Source organism: Paenibacillus sp. 7523-1 (assembly GCF_002276415.1).
Taxonomy (GTDB): domain Bacteria; phylum Bacillota; class Bacilli; order Paenibacillales; family Paenibacillaceae; genus Paenibacillus; species Paenibacillus illinoisensis_A.
Map to the genome: position 1 here is coordinate 1 of NZ_NPBR01000028.1, position 11,582 is coordinate 11,582.

Here is an 11,582-nt window from a genome sequence, read left to right on the forward strand (position 1 = left end):
ATGTTGCAAAGCAACATCGTCCTGCATGACAATCGGTCCAACTCGGCTGAGTGGATGAATGTCTTGCAGCCAGTATTGAAAAGAGCGATTAGCTCATTTTGAATCTGACGAGATTAAAAATCTCATTTTGCTTCCGAAATCATACAGTCAAAATGACTTGTACCAATTTCCTCCGCTTTTCGATCTTACAAGTAAGATCGTAACTCACTCGTTGTTCAGTTTTCAAAGATCAAACTTCGTTTCCGACTCTATCAAGGCCGGAATTAGAATATACCATATATCATTATATCTTGTAAAGATATTTCTCAAATTATTTTTTTGAGTTTTCCGTGCCTTTTGCGGCCGGAAGAATAATATATCATTTTGTTAGCCAGCTTGCTAGTTGTAAATTATTCCAGGACTTAAAGCAAGTTGAACTTTAAAGTATTGCACTTTTCAAAAATTCCAATCCGCCTTTGGGTCAGTCTCTAGCTAGTCATTAGGAAGGGAACCTTTCCATAACAAACATTAAACCAGAAATACGCTTCATAAGGTCTCTCGCTTCTTGTTCTGTAATTCGCATTCCACATCCATCTTCATGTGCTTCCGTAAACAAATAGTCGCTTCCGTCCTCATTCAGAAAGCACAGGTCCTCTGGCAAAGAGGGATACAGCCAATCGAGGAAACCATCGGCCTCTTCCTTCAGAATCTTTCCAGAGGCTGGCGTACATTCATATATGTAATAGATTCCTTCTGTGTAGAATGCTCTTGTCCTCGTCATCATTTCTTCCATGGTACAACGCTCAATCAGATACGGCTTCAATCTCTCGAAAACTCTGGCGACTTCCACTGGAGTGTCCCCTCTGCCTTGTCGTCTGTCCACAAGGAAAAAGCGAGCCGTCTTATCAATTAATTCATCAATTAAAGATCTATAGGCATCGCCAGTTGGAGCCGTATGAAAAGGTATTATTCTCATGTCTATCCCCCTACATGTTCAATATCTCTGACTATTTCTACAGTGTCATGCGATTGCATTGTGGCATAGGCTGATATCATCTATTCAATAACAGGAGGCTGATCACATGGCATACGGACCTGGTTCGACTTCATCTCCGTCCTCTGCGGGGTATCCTTATCCATATTATCCACCAACACCGCCACCCCCTTATCCCTATCCTTATCCGTACCCTTATCCATACCCGCCATATTACCCACTGCCTTTGCCCATCCCCTTTGGCGGTCCTTGGTGGCATGGAGGATATCCGGGAGGCGGGTACCCAGGCGGACATCACGGACCATTCCCTGGAGGCGGCTATCCCGGTGGACCACATGGCGGAGGTCCTGGAGGTTTTCACGGTCATCGCTTTTTCCAGCAGGGATAACATTTGGAATCGTGCAGGAGCTGCTACAGGCAGTTCCTGCAATTTATAATTTCACTAGTTATCTAATACTCAATCTCATCCATAATCTCCAGGTTTCGATTAGAGTCTTTCAGCAGGTTAGTGAACGTGTCTGTAATAAAATAAACAAAATCGGGATCATGTACATAAATAATAATCTGGCCATAACTCCCCTGTTCTGACGGGTCAAAGTCCAGCATCAAATACAGGGAACCACCGGCCATTGTCGCAAAGGGAATCCACGGTTTATGAAATAAATAAGGTTTGATCTCGGGGTCAAGTTTGCTGATCTCTTCTGCGGAATAATACTCACTCAGCTTCTCATCACGCTCACAGAAATATTGCTTGGTTTCCCGTATCTCATCAAGTGACATCATGTAAAACGGGGTGCATTCCTCTCTCTCGGCATCTCCGGGATACAGGATATGAAAGGCATAACCGCTACCATCTTTACATTTGTAGAATTCGCGAAAATCTTCGGGCAGCCGGACATCCATCTCGGTTTCAAAAGCAGCCAAACGATCCTCAGAGGCTCCTTTCTTCTCCTGATACTCGTTGTAAAGCTGCCTAATCTCTTCATCCTTCACTTTAACATCCAATAATTCATTCAAATGATTCATCAGTTCATGCATTCTTTCGCGTATATCTGACTTCACAACCTTCTCCCCTTCTCACCATTTTCTGCCTGTTCCCTCACATATTCCTTATATCCCCAGAACGCTTCTTCTTCACCGCCATCTTCAATCAGAATCATGACGGCGTAAGATAGAAGGTCAAGCCATTCTTCCATTAAAGCAATCTGCTCATCCGAAATAAGTCTGTTCCTGCGCAGCATGCCATCAGGCAATATCGCCCACGCTCGCCCCAAATGCATGATGCTCCATAAGCAGGAGATCACTTCCCGGTTTAGTACGGGCTGCTTAAGTTGTGGTGCCAACGTGCGGACAATTTCCATTAACTCGTGAAAGTTATCTTCAATTAACTTTCCGCGAAAAGGGCGCAGGCTTCCCAGAAAGCCGTTCTCCATCTTGGGATGATCCAGATCGTTATGAACAAAGGCATGACATTTCAACAAAAGGACAGCTTCTTCAATTCTCAATGAGCGTTCCCCATTTCTGTTTGCATGTTATACAGCACGCCGCTCTACCATCTTAAAGGCTGCTCTCCACGCCACACAATGAAGCGCTCTACTTCACGGAGTGTTCCTGTTCCAATACTATAGTCATCCATATGGTCAGCATGCAGATCAAGAATATGCACCATGCCTCCAAACGTACCTACAGCAAGCCTGGATTGGTCAGGCGAAAGCGCCAGTGAGTAGATGGTGCTGCCTACAAAATGTCTCCAAACTTCCTGACCCTTCTTATCTATACATTTGAGATAACCATAAGCATCACCAAGAACCATGCCTTCAGGTATTTCTACCGAAGCATAGACACGAGCAATCTCATCCATTATCGGCCAATCTTCTCTGGATTGATTGCCTTCCACTTCACTCAATTCCACCTGCATTGTAACTCCATTATAAAAATGACACGCATTAAACCATACCTTCAGGCTATCTCTGGTAAATAACGCATGATGCGGGTAGCTGGACTCCGGATAGAGCGAATAAGTATGATTACGTTCAAGATCCAGAAGCATATGATCACTGACCTGACTGCCAAACGCAATCCATCGTCCATCCTGTGATACCGTAGCGTGACCCATGGAAATTTGTGTATCCTCCAATTCATGCTCCTCCACCTCTGCAGGATCAGGATGAATTGGAGATACCTTGCCATGTTTCACCAGATAAATTCCGTAAGTGGACAAAATGAGGAGTGCCTGACCTTCATTAAATGGAATAAGCCCTTCAAGTGTACGCTCCGGGTATTCACAGTCTGCAAGAGATTCAATTCGAGGCAGCGCCTGATGAATGGCCGATTGAATCTCGTCCCAGCGGAACATGGCCACTTCTTTTCCTTCCAGATGACGATCTGGATGTGTTATCACCCGAATCCCTTCACTGCCTGCTAGAGCATACTGTGCAGCATCCGGGGACTGACCCGCAAATTGATATTGCGGAAAAGAAAGTACTTGCTCGGAATCCGCAGTATAAACACATCCTTGATCCGTATGAAAACCACTATTGAACACAACGGTACTGTTGTTCAGATATCCGGCTACACACACGGCCTGCATGGATGACTGGAAGGTTTCACTGAAAGGCCATGTCGCTGCGGGCAACTCCTTGCGCAGTCTTTGTAGATCGTTCTGCTCATTGGCCTTCTTCACCATGTCCCATACTTGCGCACTGATTCCGGCTCTTCCGTCGTCTGTCAGTTCGGATTCATCCGGCTCTTCTCCCGCCATACCTCTGCGCACAAAATCATTTACACTCTGGGCATAGCATCTCCCTTCATTCCTCCACTGCTCCGCGATCTGTTCGTTTAACCAACTCATCCATGATTCCTCCACTCCGTGTCAATTCATCATTTTACAGTGATGTGCCAGCAAAAATTGTTCGATGTCATAATCTGTCGTGCCTCGGTTGCCGTCCGTTTCCTCATAGAAAAGAGCAACTTCTCTCCCATACGCGTAATTAAAACGCAGATATCCACCGATCGAAGCCATAAACAGCTTACAGGTATATTCATTTTCCATCACGGCATCCCACTTGAACTGCGATTGGCATAACTTGGACAAGTGGTGGAGGGAGAGCCCTTCCCCGTTATCCTGCAAGTGGTAAAAGGTATGATTCCTCAGCTCATTCCACGGTTCATAATATCTTAGCGTGCTTGGAGCAGCTTGGCAGTAGTATCCACCATAGATCTTATCCAGCATATCCCCAAATTCCGATTCGGAATGTTCCCACAACGTAATCTGTTCATCGTGGCGAGGGAGCCACAGCAGCCCGTCAATCTCCGGATGAATGGCCAGAAAATCTCCATCCACAGAGCTGCCAATACTAATGCACTCCTTCAGCTGATCTTGACTGACAGGCGTATCGTCGGTGTGCATCCAAAAATCACACTCTGCAAAAGGCTTCAATACCTCCTGATCGGGCCGCTGGATATTCATCCAACCCGAATAGGTTCCTTCTCCGTATTGTTCAAGCCACTGACGATAGGATGCAGGCAATGATACAGAATACTGCTGCTCAAAATGTCCAAGCTCCTCCGCAGATACCGGTTTTAACCTATGAGTTACCACGTACATGAACGACATCTCCTATCTTCCAATCAGATCTCTGTCCTATAATTCAAATGAACAATCAGGCAAGCTCCTCCTGAACAATTTTCGTTGTTACGCCTTTACGATTCACGATGCTAATCGAGAATGCATCATATCCATCCCGTTTAACCTGGTCAAAATCCATATGTTCACCCGTAATCAATTCGTAGGTTCCGTCTTCATCCACATCTTCACCGAATTCCTCATCCCATGGAACGTTATAAAAGGCGGACAAGTGAACTTCAAACGTATCTTCTCCTTCTACATCCAGATAAGGACGCAGTGTCCTTTTGCTTAGCTCTTCCTCAGGATAAGTTTCACACAGCATCGCATCATAACCATGTTTGGCTGCATCAATAAGCAGGTAACGCTCTCCGGTCACCGTGTGCTCGGCATATACAATTAACGGTGTCGAATCCTGCCAGGTTATTAGATCATCTTCCATCAAGTCACCATAATAAAAGATATGGAACTTGTCATGCCCATCACTCATTTGCAGCTTGCCTTTCCACTCCACTTCCTGGTTCTCCCCATCCGTTACTTTCTTAATGATCCCTTCCAGATATGCAGGTCCATTATGTACGCCAAACAAATTCATGGTCTCGCCTCCGCTTTATTCATTCGTATCCATACGATTTTCTTTTCTTCATCTACGGTCAGGTTGACATCCACATTCAGCTTATCGTGAAATAGTGCCGTAATGTTCAGGTACGGGTCACGTGCCGGTTCACTTCCTCCGTTATGGGAGCGTGTCATCCCTTGGTGAATAATGGATTGTACCAGATTCCCATCGCCTTTGCCCGTAGATTCATAAGTATAAATCTCCTGTCCTTCTTTGTTGTAAAAATGAAGGAAGGTGGTGTAATCCTTGGCATTGGAATATTCCATTTCCGATTTCACATACGTGGTTTTAACGCTATGGTAGTCCACCTTCCCTGCCAAATAGGGATTCTCATTGTCGGGTGAAATGTCGTACTCCTGATAAGCCAATTGAAAAAGGTAGTTAATATCGCTCATATCTACCCGGTAATACAGCTGGGGATGGTCTCCACTCTTATCCATGGCAGCGAAACTGTTAATAAGCGGCCATGCAGCATACGGTTTTCCATCCACATCTATCGCGAGCGCATAGTCCGATAAAACTTTTTCTTTTTGGAACACGCCGAACGCCTGCAAAATAAAAAAAGCCGGGATCATCAGGATCCCTAAAATAATAGCCAAAGTAAGCATCTTGCCGCGCAATTTCATTCCTTTCCTCCTTCAAACATGTACAGCACCAACCTTAGCCCGTCTTGTGCTGAAGCTTGGTGAGTGTACGCACCATTTGATCCCTGTTTTTTGCTTCCTTCATATATACAGGTAAATAGTGTGATGCTGTTTTTAACGGCACATTTCCACGTCGTACCCGCAGATCAGCGGAAACATACGAAATCAGATAATTTAAATGTGCCCGATTAACAGCCCATACCAATTTGCCTCGAACGTGGTCCAGGAAATATAACTCCATCCCAAAAACGGGGTCTCTCCCGTCACGGGTATCCATAATATATCTTCTGCTAACCGGCTTGCTATGCAGCTCGGCCTGATTGACTGCGCCGCAGTGTGGACAATGGATGTGCGTTGATTTATGTGATACTTTTTTCTCATCTGTTACTTCAACATTGAACCATCGTTCACAGAGAGCACAACTACCCTTGGCATGATACTGATACACTTGTTTCTCCACCCCATGCGCATAACATGACGGGCACTTCCACGTGATTTCATCCTGACATTCTTCAATATACGCATGACCACCGCACGATTGACATGTGACATCCACACGCTCACCTCGGCGGAGTACCCAATAAAAATTATATTTATAGGCCCCTTCGTCCACAAATCGCTTCATTAATAAAACGACTCCTTTCTTGACTGAATTTTATTCGGCTTTCATCCACATGGCAGTAAACAGAAATTTCAACCCTCAATATTTCCCATCCGGCGCTACCTAAAATTATAAGTAACTCCATCGCGTAGTACAAGAAACATGACTATGTCTGCGGAAATTTTGAATATCGAGCCTCTGGGGAATGTGTTTCACGTCACACCTGTCTCCACTGAACTGTCGTACACTAGACATGGCTGCAGCAAGATATTGATTAGTTTGTGAATGATATCACTTAAATAAGGTTGTGTTCCCATGTTCTCCTGGATGAGTCTCATCAAATTGTCTTTCGCATTGGCATTAAGTACGGCCGTCCTATCCCATTGCAATGCTGCAGAAATAGATAAACCGGATCATCACGATACTGCTCCTGTTGACTCAATCAGTCATCAACCTGTTGACCCCATCATCCGTAGAGAAGGCACTAACGTATACATCGAGATGACGGCCCAAGTGACCGATATCGAGATCTCCGCAGGTGTCGTCTATAATGCCTGGACTTTTAACGGCACTGCACCTGGACCCGTTCTGCGCGTAACCGAAGGTGACACACTGATTTTCACTTTGAAAAATAAAGATTCTTCCTTGCCCCATTCTATGGATTTCCATGCCGTACACGCTTCACCAAGCAGCAAATTCGTCGACGTTATGCCAGGTGAGGAGGGTACATTCACTTATAGCACATCGTCGCCCGGAGTCTTCATGTATCATTGCGGAACCAGTCCGGTACTTGCCCATATTGCAAACGGGATGTATGGCATGATTATTGTTGAACCGAAGGCCGGCTACCCTTCTGACGGACAGATTGATCGGGAATACACACTCGTACAAAGTGAATGGTACAAAGAGCATAGCTACGATGCTTTTATGAATGATGAGCCGGATTATGTTGTCTTTAATGGCAACGACTATGGACTGGTCAATTCTCCTTTGCTCGCTAAAACGGGTGATACGGTTCGAATATATGTCAGCAATGCAGGGCCGAACGAAGTTTCGTCCTTCCATGTGGTAGGGACCATTATGGACCGGATTTACACGGATGGAAATCCCCGCAATATCCAATATGGATTACAGACCGTTATGCTTCCTGCGAGCGGAGGTGCAGTCGTTGAGTTTACCGTAACAGAAGAGGGCGATTATCCCATTGTAACTCATCAGTTTAACCATGTATCCAAGGGTGCTTCAGCTGTTTTGCGAGTTACCTCTGATGGCAAGGATCACGGTGGTAAAGCGATGCAGCATTAAGTCCGTCTCCGTGCTTAAACAATAAAAAATTTGAACCCTGCGAGGTGAATTTTGATCATGCTATGTAGTTCTCAGGGTAAGACTCCCTGCCATGTCAAAGTCCCCCTTTTTCAGCACCTTGGACCTGAAGCATCATCCCTGCTCGTTTCCCTGCTGCAATCGCAGGTCTTTCATAAAGGGGAAATGGTCGTGAAGGAAGGAGAAGGTTCAGCTAAATTATACATGGTTCATCAGGGATGTGTGAAATTATCCAAATACACCGAAAACGGCAAGGAGCATATTGTCCGTTTTCTGTTTCCTGGTGATTTCTTCGGGCATGACGCTCTGTTACATCAAAAACCGTATGGATTTCATGCAGAAGTATTGGAAACATCAAGTTTATGCACCCTTCATAGGCAGGATTTTGACCAATTGATAGAACATGATCCGAAGCTTGCTTATCATTTTCTTCTAGCTGTCACCGAACTTCTTGAACAATCTGAAGAATGGAATACCGCCCTCAGTTCCATGAACCCTGAACAACGAATTGCTAAACTATTATTGAATTTTCATGTGAAAAATATAGAGACAAATGGAATCAAGCTTCCTGTTTTTAAAAAGGATCTAGCATTACTGGTAGGCATTACGCCCGAAACCTTGAGCCGCAAACTGGCCATTATGCAGTCCGAAGGTCTGCTTCAGGTAGCTGGGAATGTCATTCACCTTCTTCAACTGGAAGAGCTTCAGCAACGAATCCAATAACTCGGTATAGAGAATCCTGACAGGAAACGTTACATATTTCACACAAGATGTGAGTATCGTCACAGTGCACTATGGGGATCAGGTATACAGTGATACGTAAGAGAAACCACTCTACAGGAGGTTAACAAGATGAGTACAATCGTAAAAATGGACAAACAGGCGATCATGCTAAAAATGGAGGAATTATGCTCCGTGTTATTACAGGATGAAGGTTACCGTGAGATGCGGGAGATGATTGATCAGTTTGCCGCAGATGAGCAGGCTACAGCGCAATATGAGCAGTTTATGGAGAAGCATCAGTCTCTGGAGGAAAAAGAACGTCAGAATATTGAATTGCTGACATCTGAAATGCAGGTGTACGAACAAGAAGAACGTGCAATCTACGATCACCCGCTTATTCGCAGATTCATGTATGCACAGCGTGAGTTTAGCCAGATGCATCAGCAGATCAGCCAGTATTTCACCAAGTCCGTTGAGTTAAACCGACTGCCCAAACCGGGCGAAGTATATAAGGAAGCATGTGGTTGTGGAGGGAACTGTTCAAGCAATCACTAGTCAATGGTCACTGGGGAACAATGTATATGCATTGGTAAGCAAAAGAGTATCCGTACCTACTTGAGCGGATACTCTTTTTTTGCTATGTTGCTTTTTTCGTGGAGATCTTACAGATCAAGCAGTAGGGATACAAGAAGCCCCATGGAAGCAATGAAGCCCACGACAGGACCACCTTCTTCAAAAGCTTCAGGCATCATGGTAGAACAGATCATGGCTATAATACCGCCGCCTGCAAATGCCCCAATGGCCGCAGCCATCTCATCCGGAAGCTGTTCGAGAAAAAGATATCCGCACAAGGCTGCAAGTGCAGAAATCAATAGTACACCAAGCCACATCCATATGATTCTGGACTTGGTGTAATGATTGCCTCGCAAACCAACAGTGCTGGACAAACCCTCCGGGATATTGCTGACGAATATAGAAACGATGAGCACTACGCTCACGCCTTTTCCGGTCAGCAAGCTAGCACCAAGCATGATGGATTCAGGAATGGCATCCATCACTGTTCCCGCAAAAATGCCGAGCCCGCTTTGGCTGCTGCCTCCGGGTTTCGGATGTGCTGAACGTTTACGTTCGGCACCACCCTTACTGGAAATAAGCAGGTCGAACAAGGTATACACTACAGCACCCGCCGTAAACCCTATGGCTGTTGGGACAATTCCGCCATCATTCAATGCATCTCCAATCAGCTCAAATGAAGCTGCCCCAATTAATGTCCCAGTACCGAAGGCCATAATCCAGCCAATCACTCGTTTCGGAATCTTGAGAAACAGTGCAGCAAGTGCACCAATAACTACTGCTGAAGCGGAGATGCCTCCCCACATGAATGCAGTCCACATTCGGGTCATCCCCTCTCATGTCTATATCACATCTATCCTTTCATTAACCTGCCTTGCTGCCGCAAAAACATATCGGGTAGCACTTGCTGCACGATACAACCTATCTTGTCTGATCGTTAGTATTCCTCATCACTTCCCATGTGATCTATGTCACTCGTTCATTTCTAATATCGCGTTATGATAAAATGATGCTGATTAAAAGAGAGTAAACCAAATCAGGAATTGCACCGCGCCAGCAATCTCAATCATACCCACTTTCATCGGACGCAAAGTGCGACCAGCATATACGAATGCTCGAACAGCTGAGTAGATATACGCTAAGCTCATCCATGGATATCCGGCGATGACGGGAATGATGAGCAGGATAATATGCAGTAGACGGGTCATTGTTACCCAGCGTTTGTTGTTTCGCTCCCGGAAGACTGATTTCACAAAGAACGTACTTCCTGTAAAATGTAAAAAGGAAAACAACAGCACGATCGCCATCCGGTAATCCCATACTCCTGATCCAATGAGATATGCTGCTGCACCTCCAAGCGAGAACATCAACATGGCGCATAGATCATTCGTGAGCGAACGCTCAGCCTTGTGTCTGACATGCCAGATATTAACGAGCAATAATACGACCAGAACCGGGGCAAATGCCAGTATGGAAGGATGTCCGATTAACGGGGGGACCAGACATACCACTGCAGCCATACCATATATCACCGCCCATGTGTACAGGCGTCGAAGATCCGCTTTTCTTTTAAGAGATTGCAGCAAAGGGTACGCCGCCAGGTATAGCCCAAGCCATGCCATGAATAGTGGCAAATGCAGCCACTGTGGTCCGCTGGCCATTACGCCTGCCGCAAAAGGCACACTTACCATGGCCCAACCGCCATGTTCATGAGGAATAACAATTTTATGTACTGTCACTTCACCATTGACCTCCTAATTGATAATGATATAGAAAGGAAGAATCATAATGCGCAGGGAAAACAAAGATACGGCAGCAGAGTTTCTTCAACAGTTCCCCATTTTTCAGGATCTAAGTCCTGAGGAATTGAAGCAGGTTGAAGATATCGCCATTTCCAGAAGCATTCATAAAAAAATGGTCATTTTTGCCGAAGGTAGCGAAAAGGAAGCTGTATTTTTTATCCGAACCGGCATCGTAAAAGCATATAAAACGGATGAGAATGGGCACGAGCAGATCGTTTCCTTCCTGAAAACGGGAGATATGTTCCCACATACGGGGTTCTTCAATACCCATCCTTATCCCGCTACAGCAGAAGCCATTACTCCAGCTGAACTGATTGCCATTCCGGTCAGATTGTTTGAACGTCTTATGCTAAATACACCATCCATTGCGATCAAAATTATGCGGGTCCTCGGCGATAAAATCCGCGAACTGCAGGATAAACTGCAAGTGCTCTCCGGCCAGGATGTCCGGAACCGCGTGCTGTCCTTCCTGCTGATGTTGGCAGAGCAGCACGGTCAGCTTTCCGGTCAAAAAATCATTATCGACCTGCCCATGACGCACCAGGAATTTGCCAATTCCATTGGCACGACAAGGGAAACCGCCAATCGTTTGTTGAATCAGCTCACCAAGGAAAATCTGCTCGAAGTCGATCGGAGACAGATCATCATCCATGATCTGCAGGCCTTGAAGCATCAGCGTGATACTAGACCCTAGCATGG

At 45.5% G+C, this 11,582-nt stretch carries 15 protein-coding genes; 5 read left to right on the forward strand and 10 right to left on the reverse strand.

Going from position 1 to position 11,582, the window contains the following annotated elements; genetic code table 11:
- Nucleotides 1-478: 478 nt before the first annotated feature.
- Nucleotides 479-955, reverse strand: a complete 477-nt coding sequence (locus CHH60_RS25840; RefSeq protein WP_095361816.1) for a hypothetical protein — start codon at nt 953-955, stop codon at nt 479-481.
- Between the two features lie 106 nt (nt 956-1,061).
- Here CHH60_RS25840 and CHH60_RS29645 point away from each other — a divergent pair, with 106 nt between their 5' ends.
- Nucleotides 1,062-1,361 carry a hypothetical protein gene (locus CHH60_RS29645; RefSeq protein WP_176476213.1) on the forward strand — a complete coding sequence of 100 codons (300 nt, stop codon included), beginning with the start codon at nt 1,062-1,064 and terminating at the stop codon, nt 1,359-1,361.
- A gap of 62 nt (nt 1,362-1,423) precedes the next feature.
- Here the strand turns inward: CHH60_RS29645 and CHH60_RS25850 are convergent, their stop codons facing one another.
- Genes CHH60_RS25850 through CHH60_RS25880 form a run of 7 tightly spaced genes read right to left on the reverse strand, consistent with a single transcriptional unit; the run spans nt 1,424 to nt 6,486 of the window.
- Complete coding sequence (locus tag CHH60_RS25850; protein ID WP_309147211.1) at nt 1,424-2,035, reverse strand: SMI1/KNR4 family protein; 612 nt, start codon at nt 2,033-2,035, stop codon at nt 1,424-1,426.
- Nucleotides 2,032-2,478, reverse strand: coding sequence for a hypothetical protein (locus CHH60_RS25855; RefSeq protein ID WP_095361818.1), 447 nt, complete (start codon nt 2,476-2,478; stop codon nt 2,032-2,034). The genes CHH60_RS25850 and CHH60_RS25855 overlap by 4 nt, the downstream gene beginning before the upstream one ends.
- 44 nt (nt 2,479-2,522) lie before the next feature.
- Nucleotides 2,523-3,824, reverse strand: a complete 1,302-nt coding sequence (locus tag CHH60_RS25860; RefSeq protein ID WP_095361819.1) for a hypothetical protein — start codon at nt 3,822-3,824, stop codon at nt 2,523-2,525.
- Between the two features lie 21 nt (nt 3,825-3,845).
- Nucleotides 3,846-4,580, reverse strand: a complete 735-nt coding sequence (locus CHH60_RS25865) for an SMI1/KNR4 family protein (protein ID WP_095361820.1) — start codon at nt 4,578-4,580, stop codon at nt 3,846-3,848.
- 55 nt (nt 4,581-4,635) lie between these two features.
- The gene (locus CHH60_RS25870; RefSeq protein ID WP_095361821.1) at nt 4,636-5,193 is read right to left on the reverse strand and encodes a hypothetical protein; all 558 of its coding nucleotides are present in this window, start codon (nt 5,191-5,193) and stop codon (nt 4,636-4,638) included.
- Entirely contained in the window at nt 5,190-5,843 is a 654-nt protein-coding gene (locus CHH60_RS25875) for a hypothetical protein (RefSeq protein WP_095361822.1), read from the reverse strand. The genes CHH60_RS25870 and CHH60_RS25875 overlap by 4 nt, the downstream gene beginning before the upstream one ends.
- A gap of 34 nt (nt 5,844-5,877) precedes the next feature.
- Nucleotides 5,878-6,486, reverse strand: a complete 609-nt coding sequence (locus CHH60_RS25880; RefSeq protein ID WP_095361823.1) for a hypothetical protein — start codon at nt 6,484-6,486, stop codon at nt 5,878-5,880.
- Nucleotides 6,487-6,789: 303 nt separating this feature from the next.
- On the opposite strand from CHH60_RS25880, the gene CHH60_RS25885 reads away from it, so the two are divergent.
- The 3 genes from CHH60_RS25885 (at nt 6,790) to CHH60_RS25895 (ending at nt 9,063) form a co-directional block, all read left to right on the forward strand.
- Complete coding sequence (locus CHH60_RS25885; RefSeq protein ID WP_255248092.1) at nt 6,790-7,767, forward strand: multicopper oxidase domain-containing protein; 978 nt, start codon at nt 6,790-6,792, stop codon at nt 7,765-7,767.
- 57 nt (nt 7,768-7,824) lie between these two features.
- Nucleotides 7,825-8,508 carry a Crp/Fnr family transcriptional regulator gene (locus CHH60_RS25890; RefSeq protein WP_095361825.1) on the forward strand — a complete coding sequence of 228 codons (684 nt, stop codon included), beginning with the start codon at nt 7,825-7,827 and terminating at the stop codon, nt 8,506-8,508.
- 129 nt (nt 8,509-8,637) lie between these two features.
- Nucleotides 8,638-9,063 carry a YlbF family regulator gene (locus CHH60_RS25895; RefSeq protein ID WP_095361826.1) on the forward strand — a complete coding sequence of 142 codons (426 nt, stop codon included), beginning with the start codon at nt 8,638-8,640 and terminating at the stop codon, nt 9,061-9,063.
- Nucleotides 9,064-9,170: 107 nt separating this feature from the next.
- Here the strand turns inward: CHH60_RS25895 and CHH60_RS25900 are convergent, their stop codons facing one another.
- Together CHH60_RS25900 and CHH60_RS25905 are read right to left on the reverse strand one after the other, a co-directional pair.
- A complete protein-coding gene (locus CHH60_RS25900; RefSeq protein ID WP_095361827.1) occupies nt 9,171-9,902 on the reverse strand; it encodes a ZIP family metal transporter in 732 nt (243 codons plus the stop codon).
- Nucleotides 9,903-10,097: 195 nt separating this feature from the next.
- Nucleotides 10,098-10,820 carry a YwiC-like family protein gene (locus CHH60_RS25905; protein ID WP_095361828.1) on the reverse strand — a complete coding sequence of 241 codons (723 nt, stop codon included), beginning with the start codon at nt 10,818-10,820 and terminating at the stop codon, nt 10,098-10,100.
- Between the two features lie 49 nt (nt 10,821-10,869).
- On the opposite strand from CHH60_RS25905, the gene CHH60_RS25910 reads away from it, so the two are divergent.
- The gene (locus CHH60_RS25910) at nt 10,870-11,577 is read left to right on the forward strand and encodes a Crp/Fnr family transcriptional regulator (RefSeq protein ID WP_095361829.1); all 708 of its coding nucleotides are present in this window, start codon (nt 10,870-10,872) and stop codon (nt 11,575-11,577) included.
- Nucleotides 11,578-11,582 lie beyond the last annotated feature (5 nt).